Source organism: Halomonas sp. TD01 (assembly GCF_923868895.1).
Taxonomy (GTDB): domain Bacteria; phylum Pseudomonadota; class Gammaproteobacteria; order Pseudomonadales; family Halomonadaceae; genus Vreelandella.
Genome location: NZ_OV350343.1, coordinates 509,408 through 526,759 on the forward strand (window position 1 = coordinate 509,408; position 17,352 = coordinate 526,759).

At 53.7% G+C, this 17,352-nt stretch carries 18 protein-coding genes; 16 read left to right on the forward strand and 2 right to left on the reverse strand.

The window, feature by feature from the left end; all coding sequences use genetic code 11:
* Positions 1-77 precede the first annotated feature (77 nt).
* Complete coding sequence (gene secF / locus L1X57_RS02395; RefSeq protein WP_009722125.1) at positions 78-1,004, forward strand: protein translocase subunit SecF; 927 nt, start codon at positions 78-80, stop codon at positions 1,002-1,004.
* 98 nt (positions 1,005-1,102) lie between these two features.
* On the opposite strand, the gene L1X57_RS02400 is transcribed toward secF, so the two are convergent.
* Positions 1,103-1,897: an inositol monophosphatase family protein gene (locus L1X57_RS02400; protein ID WP_009722124.1), complete on the reverse strand. Its 795-nt coding sequence runs from the start codon at positions 1,895-1,897 to the stop codon at positions 1,103-1,105.
* A gap of 142 nt (positions 1,898-2,039) precedes the next feature.
* Here L1X57_RS02400 and trmJ point away from each other — a divergent pair, with 142 nt between their 5' ends.
* The 15 genes from trmJ (at position 2,040) to L1X57_RS02475 (ending at position 16,430) form a co-directional block, all read left to right on the forward strand.
* A complete protein-coding gene (trmJ, locus tag L1X57_RS02405) occupies positions 2,040-2,786 on the forward strand; it encodes a tRNA (cytosine(32)/uridine(32)-2'-O)-methyltransferase TrmJ (protein WP_009722123.1) in 747 nt (248 codons plus the stop codon).
* Positions 2,787-2,928: 142 nt separating this feature from the next.
* Complete coding sequence (gene cysE / locus L1X57_RS02410) at positions 2,929-3,858, forward strand: serine O-acetyltransferase (protein WP_009722122.1); 930 nt, start codon at positions 2,929-2,931, stop codon at positions 3,856-3,858.
* Positions 3,859-3,934: 76 nt separating this feature from the next.
* Positions 3,935-4,402, forward strand: a complete 468-nt coding sequence (gene iscR, locus L1X57_RS02415) for a Fe-S cluster assembly transcriptional regulator IscR (protein ID WP_009722121.1) — start codon at positions 3,935-3,937, stop codon at positions 4,400-4,402.
* Between the two features lie 31 nt (positions 4,403-4,433).
* Complete coding sequence (locus tag L1X57_RS02420) at positions 4,434-5,603, forward strand: aminotransferase class V-fold PLP-dependent enzyme (RefSeq protein WP_234667898.1); 1,170 nt, start codon at positions 4,434-4,436, stop codon at positions 5,601-5,603.
* 58 nt (positions 5,604-5,661) lie between these two features.
* On the forward strand, positions 5,662-5,988 hold the full coding sequence (locus tag L1X57_RS02425; protein WP_009722119.1) for a HesB/IscA family protein: 327 nt from the start codon (positions 5,662-5,664) through the stop codon (positions 5,986-5,988).
* 166 nt (positions 5,989-6,154) lie between these two features.
* On the forward strand, positions 6,155-6,580 hold the full coding sequence (ndk, locus tag L1X57_RS02430; RefSeq protein WP_009722118.1) for a nucleoside-diphosphate kinase: 426 nt from the start codon (positions 6,155-6,157) through the stop codon (positions 6,578-6,580).
* 85 nt (positions 6,581-6,665) lie between these two features.
* Positions 6,666-7,850: a 23S rRNA (adenine(2503)-C(2))-methyltransferase RlmN gene (gene rlmN / locus L1X57_RS02435; protein ID WP_009722117.1), complete on the forward strand. Its 1,185-nt coding sequence runs from the start codon at positions 6,666-6,668 to the stop codon at positions 7,848-7,850.
* A 196-nt stretch (positions 7,851-8,046) separates the two neighbouring features.
* Complete coding sequence (gene pilW, locus L1X57_RS02440) at positions 8,047-8,781, forward strand: type IV pilus biogenesis/stability protein PilW (protein WP_009722116.1); 735 nt, start codon at positions 8,047-8,049, stop codon at positions 8,779-8,781.
* A gap of 39 nt (positions 8,782-8,820) precedes the next feature.
* On the forward strand, positions 8,821-9,816 hold the full coding sequence (locus tag L1X57_RS02445; protein ID WP_234667899.1) for a RodZ domain-containing protein: 996 nt from the start codon (positions 8,821-8,823) through the stop codon (positions 9,814-9,816).
* An 8-nt stretch (positions 9,817-9,824) separates the two neighbouring features.
* A complete protein-coding gene (ispG, locus tag L1X57_RS02450) occupies positions 9,825-10,940 on the forward strand; it encodes a flavodoxin-dependent (E)-4-hydroxy-3-methylbut-2-enyl-diphosphate synthase (protein ID WP_009722113.1) in 1,116 nt (371 codons plus the stop codon).
* A gap of 88 nt (positions 10,941-11,028) precedes the next feature.
* Entirely contained in the window at positions 11,029-12,324 is a 1,296-nt protein-coding gene (hisS, locus tag L1X57_RS02455; protein WP_009722112.1) for a histidine--tRNA ligase, read from the forward strand.
* Positions 12,325-12,400: 76 nt separating this feature from the next.
* Positions 12,401-13,060 (forward strand): YfgM family protein, encoded by a 660-nt coding sequence (locus L1X57_RS02460; protein WP_009722111.1) that lies wholly within the window; start codon positions 12,401-12,403, stop codon positions 13,058-13,060.
* Positions 13,057-14,241, forward strand: a complete 1,185-nt coding sequence (bamB, locus tag L1X57_RS02465; protein WP_009722110.1) for an outer membrane protein assembly factor BamB — start codon at positions 13,057-13,059, stop codon at positions 14,239-14,241. Before L1X57_RS02460 ends, bamB begins: the two co-directional genes overlap by 4 nt.
* Complete coding sequence (der, locus tag L1X57_RS02470) at positions 14,238-15,641, forward strand: ribosome biogenesis GTPase Der (protein WP_009722109.1); 1,404 nt, start codon at positions 14,238-14,240, stop codon at positions 15,639-15,641. The genes bamB and der overlap by 4 nt, the downstream gene beginning before the upstream one ends.
* Positions 15,642-15,815: 174 nt before the next feature.
* Complete coding sequence (locus L1X57_RS02475) at positions 15,816-16,430, forward strand: hypothetical protein (protein ID WP_009722108.1); 615 nt, start codon at positions 15,816-15,818, stop codon at positions 16,428-16,430.
* A gap of 7 nt (positions 16,431-16,437) precedes the next feature.
* Here the strand turns inward: L1X57_RS02475 and L1X57_RS02480 are convergent, their stop codons facing one another.
* Entirely contained in the window at positions 16,438-17,310 is an 873-nt protein-coding gene (locus L1X57_RS02480) for an ATP-binding protein (RefSeq protein ID WP_009722107.1), read from the reverse strand.
* Positions 17,311-17,352: the final 42 nt, after the last annotated feature.

The following is a 17,352-nucleotide window of genomic DNA, read 5'->3' on the forward strand; positions in this document are numbered from 1 at the left end:
CGCATGGATCTAAATGGCATAGATTTGAAAAGCATGGATCTGAACCACGTGCTTAGCCCAGAATTTAAGAGGTGGTAATGAAACCCCTATCACAACTGCGAATCGACTTTATGGGGCGGCGCAACCTTGCGTTTGTCGTCTCTGCCGTGCTGCTAATCATCTCGATTGGCGCGATTATTTTTCAGCAGCTAAACCTTGGGCTGGACTTCACTGGCGGTACGCTGGTGGAAGTGCGCTATGGCGCAGCACCTTCCTTAGACGCGATTCGTCAATTGCTCGAAGACAGTGGCTTCCAAGATGTGTCGGTACAAACGTTTGGGGCATCAACTGAGATACTTATCCGTCTTCAGCAGGCGTTCGATGCTGATGTCGGCAACGAAGTCGTCAGCTTGCTACGTGCCAGTGGCGATAGCGTTAATCTTGTACGAGCCGAGTTTGTCGGCGCACAGGTCGGCGACCAGCTACGCGACCAAAGCGGCTTAGGCCTTCTGGTGGCATTGGGCGTGGTAATGCTTTACGTTGCTTTTCGCTTTCAATACAAGTTTGCGCTTGGTGCCCTGCTGGCTCTGCTACACGATGTCATCATCGTTGTTGGCATTTTTGCGCTGTTTCAGTTGGACTTCGATCTCACTGTACTGGCAGCGATTTTGGCTGTTATCGGCTACTCGCTAAACGACACAATTGTTGTGTATGACCGTATCCGCGAGTCTATTCGCACATCGCGTATTGATGATATGCCGCAAATCTTCAACGAAGCGATCAATGCCACGCTGTCCCGCACGCTCGCCACTTCTAGCACTACCGTACTGGTGCTGCTGGCGCTGTTGCTATTGGGCGGCGATATGATTGAGAACTTCGCTATTGCGCTGCTGATTGGCATCGTGGTGGGTACGTTCTCATCAATTTATATCTCAGGCGCGCTACTGATCCCGCTTAGGCTTTCACGGGAAGACCTTATCCCCACGAAGAAAGAAGTGGACGAAGAGGAAGAAGAGCTACCTTAAACAGCGGCTCTATCGCGCCAGCGCTTTGATTGGCGCACAACAAAAAGCCCTGCTGGTTTTCACCAGCAGGGCTTTTTAATTACATCATTTTTAAACGTTTAAAAATGCGGTGCCAATTGTTTAATCAAGGCCTTGTACAGTCGCGGACCAGCGGCCATTAGCTGGCCTTCAGCATTCACTGTCGGCTTGCCATCAGGCGTGCCCATCAACGCACCAGCCTCTTTCAGCAATAGCGTCCCCACCTGCATATCCTGCTCTTCAAGGCCCAGTACAAAAACACTGTCCACACGGCCACAGGCGAGTTCACAAATATCCAGCAGGCCGCTACCAGAAGCCAACATGGCTTCTACTTGGGGCGCTAATTGTTGAGTAATGGTCAGGTAAGCTGACAAATGACTTGGGCGCAACCAAGTTTCAGGCAGGCTCATCGCTATTCGCGTACCGCTAATGGCGGTAGGTTTGCTTACACGCATGCGCTTGTCGTTGTGCTGAGCGCCGCGACCGCGGCTGGCGATATATTCGTCATCGGCGAACGGGCAAATAATGACCGCATGCTCAGGACGACCTTTCACGAGACACACCACTGAGAGAGCAAAGCCCTTACCTGCCACCGCTAAATTGGAATAGCCGTGCATTGGTTCAATCTTCCAGACGATATCAGCGCCTTCGCCTTCACCCGCTTTATGGGGCGTATAGCGGCCACTGAAGCCGTGCAGGGGATACCCACGCTGCAGCTGCTGAACAATGGTAGCCTCTGCTTTGCGAGCGGTGTCTTCCAGCAAGCGGTCGAGGTTAAATTCATCGTGAGCATTTTCAATGCGCTCACGAACACGTAAAAAGTGTTCAACAGCGCCACGCGCAGCGCGCAGCGTAAATTGGACCATAGGATTCATGATCGGGCCTTGTCACAGTGATGTTAAAGAACGGAGGCAGTGGCAGGACTGCTTTGGCGCGCAATTCTAACAGAGCCCCCTCGGGCATGCTATCGACTCATGCTAAACTGCGCGTTTTCCGCACTTGATTACCGAGCCCATTATGCTTGAGCGCATCCGTATTGTTCTTATTGGCACTAGCCATCCTGGTAATATTGGCGGCGTCGCCCGCGCCATGCACAACATGGGCTTAGCCGACTTAGCCCTGGTGGCACCGCGCTGTGAGGTGATTGCCCAAGACAGCATTTCCCGCGCCTCGGGAGCCGACCACTTGCTTCACCAGGCAAAGGTTCACCCTGCCCTCGAAGACGCTGTTGCTGACTGCACGCTTGCCGTGGGCGCCAGCGCCCGCTCGCGCACGCTGCCTTGGCCGATGATCTCCCCCCGCGAGCTGGCCGAACGGCTGCCCAGTGAATGCCAGCCCGACAATGCACGTGTCGCCCTGGTATTTGGCCGTGAAGACAGCGGCTTAACCAATGCCGAGCTGCAGCGTTGTCACGCCCACGTACATATTCCCACCAATGCGGACTTTAGCTCGCTAAACCTGGCCGCTGCCGTTCAGGTTATCGCGTATGAGTGTCGTATGGCATGGCTTAGCCAACAGGATACCGCCAGCACCGCACACGAAGACGATGATGCGCTAGCAACCCACGTCGAGCTTGAGCGCTATTTTGAGCACTTGGAGCGCACGCTGATTGCTATTGAATTTCATGACCCTGCACAGCCGCGCCAACTAATGGCTAGATTACGTCGCCTGTATCTGCGTGCTCGCCCAGAAAAAATGGAAATGAACATTCTGCGTGGCATTCTCTCGGCAACCGAAAAAGCGGCGAATAAACACCGTCCTTAACGCTGCTCGCTGCTAGCAGCCTGAACGGCCTAAACTTGAAGTCGCATCAGTACGCCCCAACATCGCTTTTTTGAACGCTACATTGCCCTAACCATATTCCAAGAAATTATGATTACTGCCCTTTAACGCCCAAGGATCACCCATGTTTCAACGCCTGCGTGAAGACATTAATAGCGTATTCGACCGCGACCCTGCGGCACGTAACTTTCTTGAGGTGCTGACCAACTATCCCGGCCTGCACGCCCTGCTGCTTCACCGCTGCAGCCACTGGCTATGGAAGAAAAACCTTAAATGGTTAGCGCGAACGCTATCGACGTTTTCCCGCTGGCTGACCGGCATTGAAATCCACCCAGGAGCCACCATTGGCCGCCGTTTCTTTATTGATCACGGCATGGGCGTAGTGATCGGCGAAACAGCGTTAGTTGGCAATAACGTCACCCTTTATCAAGGCGTTACCTTGGGCGGCACCAGTTGGAATAAAGGTAAGCGCCACCCTACGCTAGAAGATGGCGTCATTGTTGGTGCTGGCGCCAAGATTCTTGGTCCATTCACCGTTGGCGCGGGAGCCAAAATTGGCTCTAACGCAGTGGTAACCAAAGAAGTACCATCTGGCGCTACAGTGGTTGGCATTCCTGGCAAAATCGTTAAACGCGCCGACCCCGATGTCGAAGAAGCGTTAGACGTTGACCCGGCTCGCCGTGAAGCGATTTGCCAAAAATTCGGCTTCGATGCTTATGGTGTTAGCCAAGACATGCCCGACCCTGTGGCACGCTCGATGCAGGCAATGCTTGACCACATGCACGCCGTGGATGAGCGCATTGAGCGTATGTGTTCAACGCTGCGTAAATTAGATGCCAACTATCGCGACGGCCAACTACCTGCCCTGCGGGATGAAGATTTCGCCGACATTCTTGACGAAAACGATACAGGCTGCCCAGGGGTTGGCAAACACAGCCACGACCCAAAAGCCAACGCTGGGACAACCGAGACAGTAGCAGCCAGCCCACAGAAAACAGCTCCTGACACAACTGCTGACTCGTCATCTGACTCAACGACATCGCGCAATAGTTGACCAAAGCACTCAGGATTTCCATAATGGCGCTACATTTGCCGTAAGTGCGCTGAGGTTCAGCGTCGAGGTGCCTGTCATGCGCTTGACCACTAAAGGCCGTTACGCCGTTACCGCCATGCTCGATTTGGCGATAAATACCCCTCAAGGCCCTACCAGCCTGGGGGATATTTCTCAGCGTCAGGAAATTTCGCTCTCCTATCTTGAGCAGCTATTCGCACGCCTACGCCGAGCGGGCCTAGTTAGCAGCGTGCGCGGTCCTGGTGGCGGCTATTTGCTGGCTAAACCAGCCGAAGATATCAGTGTTTCCCAAGTGATTGATGCCGTTAATGAGACCGTGGATGCAACACGCTGCCAAGGGCTTTCAGACTGCCAACAAGGCGACACCTGCCTAACCCACCACCTGTGGTGTGATCTGTCAGGCCAAATTCGTAATTTCCTGGATGACACCAGCCTTGCACAACTGATGCAGCGCCCCGATGTTATGCGCATTGCCTCTCGGCAAAAGCAACGCGTAGAAGCAGGCATTCTCGCCTCATCCCCTTAACGGCTTTCACCGCACGTTGGACTCTATGACGATGACCTCCTCACCTTCGCTGCCGATTTATTTGGACTATGCCGCGACCACGCCGGTCGATACCCGCGTGGCTGACGTCATGCAGCGCTACTTAACCGTTGACCAGCTATTTGCCAACCCTGCCTCGCGCAGCCATATGTTGGGCTGGCAGGCGGAGCAGGTGATAGAGCAGGCCCGCCGCCAAGTAGCGGACACCATTGGCGCTGACCCACGTGAAGTGGTTTGGACCAGCGGTGCCACTGAGGCTAACAATCTAGCGCTGATTGGCTACATGCGCGCCAATCGTGAGCGCGGCATGCACTTGGTAACGTCTACCATTGAGCATAAAGCGATTGTCGATACTGCCAACGCCTTAGAAAGCGAAGGTTTCGAGGTGACGTGGATCACGCCAGGACGAGACGGACGCACAACGCCTGAACAGTTGCGCGCAGCCATGCGTGATGACACGGCGCTCGTGTCATTAATGGCGGTTAATAATGAATTGGGTAGCATCAATGATATTACCGCGTTAGCAGAGGTTGCCCATGAATTTGGAGCCGTTTTCCATACCGATGCAGCCCAAGCCGTTGGACGCATCCCATTAGACGTAGCGGCACAGCAGATTGATTTGATGTCATTGTCTGGTCATAAGGCTTACGGCCCCAAAGGGGTAGGCGCACTTTACGTCAAACGCCATCCAGATATACGCATAGAAGCACTCATCCATGGCGGCGGCCACGAGCGAGGCATGCGCTCTGGAACACTTCCTACCCATCAAATTGCTGGCATGGGTGAAGCGTTTGCGTTAATGCAACACCACCATCAGGAAGATCAAGCGCATATCGCCCAGCTACGCGAGCGCTTCCTAAAGGGGCTAGAAGATGCTGATGGTGTCTTCGCCAACTCGCCTCTGGAAAATGCCGTTCCCAATATTTTAAATCTGGCATTTCAAGGGGTAGATGGTGAATCTCTATTGATGGCGCTGCGCGATGTTGCTGTGTCAACTGGGTCTGCCTGCAACTCTGCTAGCGTCGACCCTTCCTATGTTTTATTGGGAATTGGTACGCCGCGCGCCCTTGCACTCTCATCACTGCGTTTCAGCTTTGGGCGTTTCACTACCGACGCCGACATTGATCATGCGCTGACACTACTGCGCCACGCGTTGAGCGGCCTACGCTCAGCAACGCGTTAAATGGCTGATGCCACCACTAGGCAATCAACCTACCGATTTCTTGAAGGAGAACGCCCCTATGGCAACTCTCAACATTACTCCCGCTGCTGCTCAGCAAATTCGTCACGTTCTTGATGAACGTGGCCAAGGGCTTGGGCTGCGCGTTTCCGTAAAGCCTAGCGGCTGTTCAGGCTATAGCTACGTACTCGATTTTGCCGACGACGTCAGCGATGACGAAATCCGCTTTGAAGAGCATGGCGCCAGCGTGTATGTCGCTCCAGACGCGCTCGAAATGCTCAACGGCAGTGAAGTGGACTATGTAAGCGAAGGGCTGAATCGCTTTTTCCGCTTCAACAATCCTAACGTTAAAGATCAGTGTGGCTGTGGCGAAAGCTTCACGGTCTAAGCGTTTAGCGCTGCATCACCGGTATTCATCATCCCCTTGAGGCGCTATAATCGCGGCCACTCGGCATCCGGTAATGCAATGGCAGCCCTGCCGACTCATTTTTCCTGCGCCGCCTCGGCTTTCCGGGGCGGCACTTCTGCTTTATGCCTCTTAAGGAGATTACACCATGGCAATTGAACGTACTCTTTCTATTATCAAGCCTGATGCCGTTGCTAAAAATGCGATTGGCGACATCATTTCTCGCTTTGAAAAAGCAGGCCTGAAAGTTGTTGCTGCTAAGATGGTTCATCTTTCTGAAGAGAAAGCTGGCGGTTTCTACGCCGAACATAAAGAGCGCCCTTTCTTTAAAGACCTGGTTGGCTTCATGACCTCTGGCCCGGTTGTTGTTCAGGTACTAGAAGGCGAAGGTGCTATTGCTAAAAACCGCGATCTGATGGGTGCTACTAACCCGAAAGAAGCGGCAGCCGGCACTATCCGCGCTGACTTTGCGGAAACAATCGACGCAAACGCTGTCCATGGTTCTGATTCTCCGGAAAGCGCTGAACGCGAAATTAGTTACTTCTTCGGTAACGACGAAATTTGCCCGCGCTAAGCCAAGCGTGCCGCCGATTCAACATCCGTTGCCGGCCATTTTCGCGGGGGCTATGCCCCCGCCTTTTCTCTGAACGCTGACCGCCATGACCACTACCGTAGCTCAACATACGCCTACCTCTCGCTCCTCGACCGAAAGCGAACCTGCCGCCACTAACGCGCCAGAGCGCCAGAACCTGCTTGGTATGTCTCGTGAGCAGATGGAAGACTTCTTTTTGTCGATCGGCGAAAAGAAGTTTCGCGCTGCCCAGCTAATGAAGTGGATTCACCAGGAAGGCAGCGATGACTTTGCTGCCATGACGAATCTCTCTAAACCGCTGCGTGAAAAACTGGCTCGGCTGGCAGAGATTCGTGGCCCTGCCGTTGTCTATGAAGGTACTTCAAGCGACGGCACGCGTAAGTGGGTCTTGGAAGTAGAAGATGGCAGTTACGTGGAAACGGTGCTGATTCCTGCGGAAAACGGCAAGCGCCGGACGCTATGTGTCTCTTCCCAGGTAGGCTGCTCGTTAGATTGCAGCTTTTGCTCGACGGGCAAGCAAGGCTTCCAGCGCAACTTGACCGCCGCCGAAATTATCGGCCAAGTGTGGGTCGCCCAGCGTAGCGTTGGCCCGCGTCGCGACACCGCTAATCGCCCGGTGACTAACGTGGTCATGATGGGCATGGGTGAGCCGCTGCTCAACTTCGATAACGTTGTTCCGGCAATGAAGCTGATGCTAGACGACAACGGCTACGGACTTTCCAAACGCCGCGTCACGCTTTCCACATCAGGCGTTGTGCCGATGATAGATAAACTTGGCGATGAGATCGACGTGAGCTTAGCCATTTCGTTGCATGCCTCTACCGACGAGCTACGCAACGAGCTGGTACCGATTAATCGTAAATATAATATCCGCGCACTTCTGGACGCCTGTCATCGTTACCTATCCAAATGCCCGGATAATCGTCAGGTTACCATTGAATATACGCTCATTAGAGATGTGAATGACCAGCAGGAACATGCCGAGCAACTGGCGGCACTGTTAAAAGAACTGCCCTGCAAGATCAACCTGATACCGTTCAATCCATTTCCTAACTCAGGCTACGAAAAGCCCTCACGTAACCAAGTGATGCGCTTTCAGCAATGGCTCTATGACCTGGGTTATAACGCCACCGTACGCGTCACGCGGGGTGAGGACATCGACGCTGCCTGCGGTCAGCTAGTCGGCCGTGTCAAAGACCGCACTAAGCGAAGTGCGCGCTATATTCAGTCCGTACAGCTTGATGCGGACTAAACCGTCGTTATCTTGACTTCCGTCGAGTGCAGCGCTTTGATGGACACGTTTTCAAACCGCCACAAGCGCAAATTTTTTCGAATATCGAATAACTACGTGTCTAATGGTCACTGAAAGATGGTTCTTTGAAGATGTTTTTTTGAAAATAGCTCTTTGAAGACGGTTACGAGAAGATGGTTACTACAAGAGGGTGTACATGATCGGTCACCGCTGGCGATTTTACCCATCCCGGGTTCCCATGCTGTGCATGCTAGTAAGCAGCATGTTGTTAGCCGGTTGTGCCTCTTCAGGTAGCACGTCTTCTCAGGCTAACGATGGCGCTGCAGACGCTTACACCCAACTAGGGGTTGCCTACCTAGAACGCGACAACCTGACCCGTGCGCTCGGCGCGCTGGATCGTGCGCTTGAAATTAATCCTCGCAATGCTGAGGCACTTCAGGCGCTTGCGCTGGTCTATCAACAGCAGAGCGAAAATGAGCTTGCAAGTCGTTATTTTCAGCAAGCGATTAAATCAGCGCCCTCTTTAACGCGTGCGCGTAACAATTACGCGGCGTTTTTATATCAGCAGGGGCAGTTCAACGCCGCCTGCGAACAGTTAGAAACCGCATCTCACGATGCCCAATATGCCAATCGTGCCCAGCTGTTTACTAACCTGGGGCAATGCTATTTGGCAGCCGATAACATTGATGAAGCGCGCAAACGCCTAATGCGCGCAGTGAGCATTGATCCACGTAGCCCGCGTGGATATTTATTATTAGCCGAACTTGAAGTTTCACAGGGCAATTATGGTCAAGCCTGGGAGCCGCTGCAGAGCTACTTGCAACTGGCCGGGCAAGATCCAGTCGCGTTGGAAATGGCGATCGATATCGCCCACGCCCGTGGTGATCACGCTGCGGCTGCGAACTACCAGCGCTTATTGAATATTGACTAACGGTGCCCTGACCACCTAATTATTGAAGGATGCTCAGCTATGAGCGATACACAATCACACGATAATGTTACGACCTCTAGCCCAACTGCAACACCTGGCGAGCTTCTCTCACGCCAACGCGAAGCACTCGGCGTACCGCTTACCGATGCCGCACGGGCCCTTAATTTACGCCCTGCGGTTGTCGACGGTTTAGAACAAGATAACTACGAAGAAATCCCCGTTGCCGCTTATCGCCGGGGCTATTTACGTGCTTACGCAAAGTACCTAGGCATGGACGATCGCTTAGTACTTGAGGCCTACCAAGCTAACCATGGGAATACAGAGACAGATCGTCGAGTGGCCCCTGTTTCAGTCACTCGGCCACCCTCCCGTATTGGCGCTTGGTTATTCAAGCTAGTCACCTTGCTAGTGATTGTTGCCTTAATTGCAGTCACGGTAATGTGGTGGCAAAGCCGTGGCGGCAGCGAGCCACCCAGCATGGGGAGCAACCCCTCTTTAGAAGATGAGAGCAGCTCCACGGGCGCGCCAGCCGAAAATGCAGCACCGACAGAGCAAGCGCAGGTTGCCACACCTCAGCTTCCTAGCAGCGCGCCAGCACAGCAGACTAGCATCGATGAAGGAGCGGCTGACGCCGCAGCGGCAGCCGTTGAGTCGGCATCAGAGTCGCCTACTTCTTCCGAAGGGGCAGAAGACGCTGAGTTCGCCTCTGCAGACGATACGGCTGGGCAAGCTGATGCTGATGCCGCCGCTGCTAGTGAAGACAATGCGGCCGAAACGGCACCTGCAACAAACCCCAATCTGCTTGAGCTTACGTTTAACGAGCAGTCGTGGACTGAAATTTTTGATGCCAATAACCAGCGGGTGTTCGTTGGTCTGCAAACGCCCGGTACCACAGCAAGTGTTGAGGGCGAACCGCCTTTTCGTTTAACTATCGGCAATGCCACCGGTGTAGAACTGCGCTATGAAGGCGAGAACGTTAATCTTGTCCAGCGCGCCGGTGCTAATAATGTTGCCCGCTTTACCCTGGGAGAGTGACCCGTCTTATGCACGCCCCTTCTCCGATTAAACGCCGCTTCTCGCGTCAAATTAACGTTGGCAATGTTGCTGTCGGTGGTGATGCACCTATTGCCGTTCAGAGCATGACCAACACAAATACCCTAGACGTCGATGCCACCGTGGCACAAATTCAGCAGTTGGAAAAAGCGGGAGCCGATATTGTCCGCGTTTCTGTACCCGATATGGATGCCGCTGAAAGTTTTGGCAAAATCAAGCAGCGCGTCGACGTACCGCTGGTAGCAGACATTCATTTTGACTACAAAATTGCCCTGCGTGTTGCCGAACTGGGTGTCGACTGCTTGCGTATTAACCCAGGCAACATTGGCCGCGAAGATCGAGTGCGCGCGGTTGTTAGTGCTGCCCGCGATAACGGCATACCGATTCGCATTGGCGTCAATGCTGGGTCACTGGAAAAAGATCTTCAGAAAAAGTACGGCGAGCCTACTCCCGCAGCGTTAGTGGAGTCGGCCATGCGCCATATCGATTATCTTGATCGTCTTGATTTTCAGGAATTTAAAGTCAGCGTAAAGGCCTCAGATGTGTTTATGGCGGTAGCAGCGTACCGCGACCTAGCTACTCGTATTGAGCAGCCACTACACCTGGGCATTACCGAAGCTGGCGGCCTACGCTCAGGCACAGTCAAATCATCGATTGGCCTTGGCATGCTACTGATGGACGGCATTGGCGACACGATTCGCGTATCGCTCGCCGCCGATCCAGTAGAAGAAATTAAAGTTGGCTTTGACATGCTTAAAAGCCTGAGGCTGCGAGCCAAAGGCATTAATTTTATTGCCTGCCCCAGTTGCTCGCGGCAAAATTTTGACGTCATCAGCACCATGAACCAGCTTGAGGAGCGGCTTGAAGACGTCATGACCCCTCTGGACGTATCGGTGATTGGTTGCGTCGTTAATGGCCCAGGTGAAGCGAAAGAAACTGATATCGGCCTAACCGGCGGCTCCCCTGCCAACTTGGTTTATATCGATGGCAAACCTGCCAGCAAACTACGTAATGACCACCTGGTGGATGACCTTGAAAAGCTGATCCGCGAGAAAGTACGCCAAAAACAGCAGCAAGAAGACGACATGATTGCTCGCAGCGTTTAAAAAAGCCGAGCAAGTGATACCCAACCTGGAGGCGAGCATAACGTTTCTTTTCTCGCCCCAGCGTTGTCTCCCATACAAGGAGTTTTCATTGAGCAAGTCCGCCGCAAAAAAAATTCAAGCTATCCGTGGTATGAATGATTTATTGCCCAGCGAAAGTCCCCGCTGGCAATTTTTTGAAGCCAAGGTGCGTCAGCTCATGCATCGCTATGGCTTTGATGAAATCCGTACGCCCATTGTTGAACAAACGGCGCTATTTGCTCGCTCTATTGGTGAAGTCACCGATATTGTCGAAAAAGAGATGTACACGTTCGATGACCGCAACGGCGACAGCCTAACGCTGCGGCCAGAAGGTACCGCCAGCTGTGTACGAGCAGCGATGGAACATGGCTTGCTGCATAACCAAACGCAACGGCTGTGGTATCAAGGCCCCATGTTCCGACATGAGCGCCCGCAAAAAGGCCGCTATCGCCAGTTTCATCAGGTTGGCGTAGAAACGTACGGCTTTGATGGACCGGATATTGATGCCGAAGTCATTCTGCTTTCTGCTCGTCTATGGCAAGAGCTCGGCTTACTGGAACACGTTACGCTAGAGCTTAACTCTCTAGGCTCCACAGACGCACGCGCGGCCTATCGCGATAAACTCGTCGCCTATTTTGAACAACATCACGATGTCCTCGATGACGACTCTAAGCGTCGCCTCACCAGCAACCCACTGCGCATTTTGGACTCCAAGAATCCAGCGATGGCAGAAATGCTGAACGGTGCGCCGCAGTTGATGGATCATTTGGATGAGGAGTCGCGGACACATTTTGAACAACTCAAAGCAATGCTGGATGCAGCAGGCATTGACTACGTTGTTAACCCACGCTTGGTACGCGGCCTTGATTACTACTGCCGTACAGTATTTGAGTGGACGACCACGGCCCTAGGCAGCCAAGGCACGGTATGCGCAGGCGGCCGCTACGATGGCCTGGTCGAACAACTAGGCGGAAAGCCCACGCCAGCCGTTGGTTTTGCCATGGGCATCGAGCGCTTAATATTGCTGCTGGAAACATTAGACCTGATTCCAGAAGAAGCGCTAGGTGGCTGCGATGTTTATCTGCTGCCCATGGATGACAACGCTACCATTGTCGCCCTCACCCTGGCTGAAAAACTACGTAGTGAGCTGCCAACCCTTAGGCTGCAGTTGCACTGTGGCGGCGGCAGTTTTAAAAGCCGAATGAAAAAAGCGGACAAAAGCAACGCACCTGTTGCAGTCTTATTGGGCGAAGACGAGCTGGCAGAGCAAGCCGTAACGCTTAAGTTCTTGCGTGATGATCGCGAACAGTTGCGCGTTTCTCAAGCAGAGCTCACCGCGACACTGCAAAACCTAGTGTCCCACTAACCTTACTGCCTACTATCTGGCAGACGAACACTCGTCAGCCGCCTTAGTGGCTGAGCTAAAGAACAGGAGGCCGCCCGTGGCGGAGCTGAGAAGCGAAGAAGAACAGCTAGAGGTAATTAAACGCTGGTGGAAAGAGAACGGAACCTCTCTCATAGCAGGGGCTGTTCTTGCGGCGGCGGGTGTATTTGGCTGGAATGCATGGCAGAACTATCAAGAAGGCCAAGCAGAAGCCGCCTCCGTGCGTTATCAGCAACTCGTCAACATGACGGCTGGTAATACCTTGGCAGATGATCAGTTAGCCAATGCCCGTGAGCTCATTAGCGAAATCACCAGTGATCATGGCAACACCCTCTATGCAGAGTTAGCACAGCTGCTGGAAGCGCGTTTAGCCGTTCAACAAGGTGATCTTGACGCAGCAAAAAGCGTGCTTGAGAACGTGGCTAGCGACTCTTCTCGCCGTTATGTACAAAGTCTCGCATGGCTAAGATTGGCGCGGATTGAGATCGCAAACGGCAATCCAGAAGCAGCCCTAAGCGTGTTAGATGCGTCTATTACTGATGCTCTGGCAGCTCAGCAAGCCAACGTGCGCGGCGACGCTTATGCCGCGTTAGACCAAACAGAACAAGCGCGAGACGCTTGGCAAACTGCGCTAGAACTGGCCCAAACCCAGAATCAGCCGCTTTACGGCGTACAGTTCAAGCTTGACGATCTCGGCGTTGAAGAGGTGACACAATGATCATGACCAGTCTTCCTAAATCGCTATTTTCCAAGCCGTCTTTACGCATTGCCGTCGGAGCGGTGGCGTTAGCATTGCTTTCAGGCTGTGCCAGTAAAAGCGAACCTGCTTATACGCCAAAAGAACTGCGTAGCTTTGCAGAGACTTCCTCGCTTAATGGCGTATGGAGCAGGAACGTAGGCGATGGCTTTGGCCGCGCCCGTTACCCCATTGCACCGGCTCGCGAAGGCGACACCATATTTGCAGCGGATGCCAATGGATTAGTCGCCGCATTTAACGCTGATAACGGCAACCGCAAGTGGGAAATTGAGCTGGACACGCCTATTTCAAGCGCCCTGAACGCCATTGCAGGTCAGGTTTATCTAGGCACACGCAACGGTGAAGTTATCTCCCTAGATCAGCGCGACGGCAGTGTTAATTGGCGCTCACGGGTTTCCAGTGAAGTGCTGGCAGCACCTCAAGCGAACCAACAGCTACTGCTTGTTCAGAGCGTTGATGGCCAAATTACGGCTCTCGATCGCGTCAGTGGCGAGGAGCGTTGGGTATATGCCAGCTCACAACCTTCGCTCACCCTTCGCGGTACCGGCACGCCAATGGTCATCGACCCCGTGAGTTTTGTTGGCTTTGCTAACGGGCGACTAGCAACATTAGACAACCGCAATGGCCAGCCACTTTGGGAATTGCAGATTGCCACTCCTCGCGGACGTAGCGACGTCGACAGATTGGTTGACCTTGCCGGTCAGCCAGTAGTAACCCCCGATGGACGACTTTTCGTCACTAGCTACAACGGTAACGTTGTTGCTTTAGAAGCGACGCGCGGTGGCGTTCTATGGGAAAGCAACTTATCTAGCCGCCATACCCCTATTTTGGTAGGTAACATTCTGCTAGTGGTCACTGATGATAGCCACGTCGTTGGCCTGAATGCCGACAGCGGACAGGAAGTGTGGCGTAACGATGACCTAGAAGACCGCTGGTTAACAGCGCCTGCGTTTGCAGATGGCCGTGTGGTCGTCGGTGACTTCGAAGGCTACGTTCATCTACTTGATGCCCGCGAAGGCACGTTAGTAGGCCGTACGCGCGTGCACAAATCGGGCATCAGCGTGCGTCCTGCCACTGAAGGCAGCACCATTCATGTCCAGGCCAATAATGGTCGCCTGGAAACCCTGGAAGTAACTCCATGACACCCGTCATTGCTTTAGTCGGTCGGCCCAATGTGGGCAAATCGACGTTGTTTAACCGCCTAACCCGCTCACGCGATGCGCTCGTGGCGGACTTTCCTGGCCTTACCCGTGACCGTAAATACGGGAACGGCATGCTAGGCGGCAAAGCGTATACGGTGATTGATACCGGCGGCATCAGCGGTGACGAAGAAGGGATTGATGCGGCAATGGCCGAGCAGTCTCTGGCCGCGATTGATGAAGCCGATATTGTACTGTTTCTGGTAGACGCTCGCGCGGGGCTTAACGTGGCTGATGAGGCCATTGCTAACCATCTGCGCGTTAATCAGAAAAAAACCTGGCTGGTGGTCAACAAAACCGATGGTTTGGAAGAGCATTCGGCCATGGCCGACTTCTGGACCTTAGGGCTTGGCGACCCATGGCCGATTGCTGCCGCCCACGGCCGCAATGTTTCACTGCTAATTGATACCGTACTGGAGCCGTTTCCCGAGCGTGACCCCAGCATTCCTGGGGATACGGGTACCAAAGGCATTCGCATAGGCGTTATTGGCCGCCCCAATGTGGGTAAATCCACGTTGGTTAACCGGCTGCTGGGCGAAGAGCGCGTTGTCGTATTCGATGAGGCAGGCACTACCCGCGATGCGATTGAAATCCCTTTCGAACGTCGTGGCAAGCCCTACGTATTGATCGATACTGCAGGTATTCGGCGGCGTAAAAACGTGAGCGAGATCGCTGAAAAGTTTTCCATCATCAAAACGCTCGATGCTATCAAAGAGTGTCACGTCGCAGTGATGGTACTGGATGCGCGTAGCGGTTTGGTTGAGCAAGATCTACACCTGCTTGATTACGTACTTACCTCTGGCCGCGCATTGGTGCTGGCAATCAACAAGTGGGATGGACTGGAAAGCGACGCGAAAGAGAAGATGCGCGCAGAAATTAAGCGCCGCTTAGGCTTTGCTGAGTATGCGGAGATGCATTTTATCTCCGCACTACACGGCACCGCTGTGGGCGATCTTTATCCTTCGATCGAACGGGCTTTCGATGCCGCTAATGCTCACTGGTCGACCAATCGATTGACCACGCTGCTTCAAGATGCAGTCAGCCAACATCCGCCGCCCATGGTCAACGGCCGGCGTATCAAGCTACGCATGGCGCACCAAGGTGGCAGCAACCCACCCATTATCGTGGTACACGGCAACCAGACTGAATCACTGCCGGAAGCCTACCGCCGCTACCTAACCAACACGTTCCGTAAAGTGTTAAAGGTTCGCGGTACTCCGATGCGCTTTGAATTCCGTTCGGGCAGCAATCCGTTTGACCACATGGCAGGGGCAAGCGATAAAGAGAAGGCCAAAAAACGCGAGCTCAACCGTACAAAGGAAGCACGTAAAAGCCGCCGCTAACGCTATCTCATTAATTGAACCTACCAAACGCCTGCTGACCATCAGCAGGCGTTTTGGTTAATGGTCATCATTCTCTAGTGAATTAGCTTGACAGCTATCCGCACGAGCCCTCAAATAGCCGCGCTTTTCGGCAATCGCCACTCATACCCATTGCCCTTCTTAGGAGGGATATTAATGCACTACGCAATTAAACGCGGGCGCGGTTTGCTCTTACTGCTACTGGCAAGCTTGCTAGCAGGCTGCCTTGCCCTGCCCCAAACAGGCTTATTTGCCTTTCGCTTGGCGGTAACATCGCTAGGCATTGAAGAGGTGCGTATTGGCCCTTACAGCGTGCAAGCAGGGCTTGATACCAGCGACCTGACAAGCTTGCTCGCGTCTAGCCTTGGTGCTGGCAGCTTGCCCGTTCAAGCCACCTTAGCGATGGGACTTGGCTTACCCTCCGGCATGCCCGCTGTTGAGATGTCAGGTTTCCGCTGGATGTTAGATATGCCGGGCGTCGATCCAGTGCAGGGTCAATACCAAGAGGATGTAACGCTCACGTCTGGGGAGGACTCCACATTACGTCTACCCGTATCATTTGACATCCTGACGACCGATACCCAGCGCATGATGCCAATGCTAGAACTCGCCAGTCAGTTAGCTACCCAGGGCGCTCTACCGCCTGGCAGTGAGCTTGCCATCACGCCAGGAGACCTGCGTGGACTGGGTATGACATTACCCGCAGGGCTTTTAACGCCGACCATTCGCCTGAACGTAGGCGCCGACGGTCAGCTAACCCCAGTGCGTTAAATACTAGCTATGTAGCCTTCTCATGAAGCCGTTTGCGGCCCACCCACTGGGCTGCAAACTGCCAAGCCGTTCGGCCGCTGCGCCCACCTCTTAGCGTTGCAAAGCGAACCGCTTCTGCCCGCGCAGCATCACTCCAATCCTGCTTATCACCAATACGAGCAACCCAGTGCTCACAGACCTCTAAGTAGGTCGCTTGGCTAAAAGGATGAAAGCCTAACCATAAGCCGAAGCGATCCGACAATGAGATCTTCTCCTCAACAGCGTCACCATGATGTAGCTCTTCACCCACGAGACGCGTACCGCTATTGTCGTCCATGGATTCCGGCAACAAATGGCGACGATTAGAAGTGGCATACAACAAGACGTTTTCCGGCGGCCCCGTCAATGCGCCGTCTAGCACGCTTTTGAGTGCCTTGTAAGCATCGTCATTGCCTTCAAACGAAAGATCGTCGCAATACACCACAAAACGATGCGGCGTATCGCGCAACTGTTCTACCAACATCGGCAGACTACCCAAATCGTGGCGATCCACCTGAATCAAGCGCAGCCCGTCACTTGCCAGTGAGTTAAGCAGCGCGCGAATCACCGATGACTTCCCGCTGCCCCGTGATCCCCACAGCAAACCATGATTGGCGGGTAGCCCCTGCAAAAAAGCACGTGTGTTATCGACCAACGCTAATTTTTGACGCTCGATGCCTAACAGGTCGTCCAGTGTCATTGTGTCTCGCGGTGGCACGGGAACCAAGCGCCCTCCTAACGGATGACGCTGCCAAATGGCCGCCACATGCTTGCTCCAATCCACCGGGATTGGCGCAGGCGGCAGCCAGTGTTCTACGTGGTCCAGTAACCGCGTTAAGCGTTGGCTCAATTCAGCATCCATGATTGTCCTCAGAGTGCGTTATGATATGAGTTGATTTACCAC

Coding starts and splice junctions, on each gene's coding strand:
- secF (WP_009722125.1), top strand. CDS start 78: ATGAAACCCCTATCACAACTGCGAATCGACTTTATGGGGCGGCGCAAC.
- L1X57_RS02400 (WP_009722124.1), bottom strand. CDS start 1,897: ATGAATCCTATGGTCCAATTTACGCTGCGCGCTGCGCGTGGCGCTGTT.
- trmJ (WP_009722123.1), top strand. CDS start 2,040: ATGCTTGAGCGCATCCGTATTGTTCTTATTGGCACTAGCCATCCTGGT.
- cysE (WP_009722122.1), top strand. CDS start 2,929: ATGTTTCAACGCCTGCGTGAAGACATTAATAGCGTATTCGACCGCGAC.
- iscR (WP_009722121.1), top strand. CDS start 3,935: ATGCGCTTGACCACTAAAGGCCGTTACGCCGTTACCGCCATGCTCGAT.
- L1X57_RS02420 (WP_234667898.1), top strand. CDS start 4,434: ATGACCTCCTCACCTTCGCTGCCGATTTATTTGGACTATGCCGCGACC.
- L1X57_RS02425 (WP_009722119.1), top strand. CDS start 5,662: ATGGCAACTCTCAACATTACTCCCGCTGCTGCTCAGCAAATTCGTCAC.
- ndk (WP_009722118.1), top strand. CDS start 6,155: ATGGCAATTGAACGTACTCTTTCTATTATCAAGCCTGATGCCGTTGCT.
- rlmN (WP_009722117.1), top strand. CDS start 6,666: ATGACCACTACCGTAGCTCAACATACGCCTACCTCTCGCTCCTCGACC.
- pilW (WP_009722116.1), top strand. CDS start 8,047: ATGATCGGTCACCGCTGGCGATTTTACCCATCCCGGGTTCCCATGCTG.
- L1X57_RS02445 (WP_234667899.1), top strand. CDS start 8,821: ATGAGCGATACACAATCACACGATAATGTTACGACCTCTAGCCCAACT.
- ispG (WP_009722113.1), top strand. CDS start 9,825: ATGCACGCCCCTTCTCCGATTAAACGCCGCTTCTCGCGTCAAATTAAC.
- bamB (WP_009722110.1), top strand. CDS start 13,057: ATGATCATGACCAGTCTTCCTAAATCGCTATTTTCCAAGCCGTCTTTA.
- der (WP_009722109.1), top strand. CDS start 14,238: ATGACACCCGTCATTGCTTTAGTCGGTCGGCCCAATGTGGGCAAATCG.
- L1X57_RS02475 (WP_009722108.1), top strand. CDS start 15,816: ATGCACTACGCAATTAAACGCGGGCGCGGTTTGCTCTTACTGCTACTG.
- L1X57_RS02480 (WP_009722107.1), bottom strand. CDS start 17,310: ATGGATGCTGAATTGAGCCAACGCTTAACGCGGTTACTGGACCACGTA.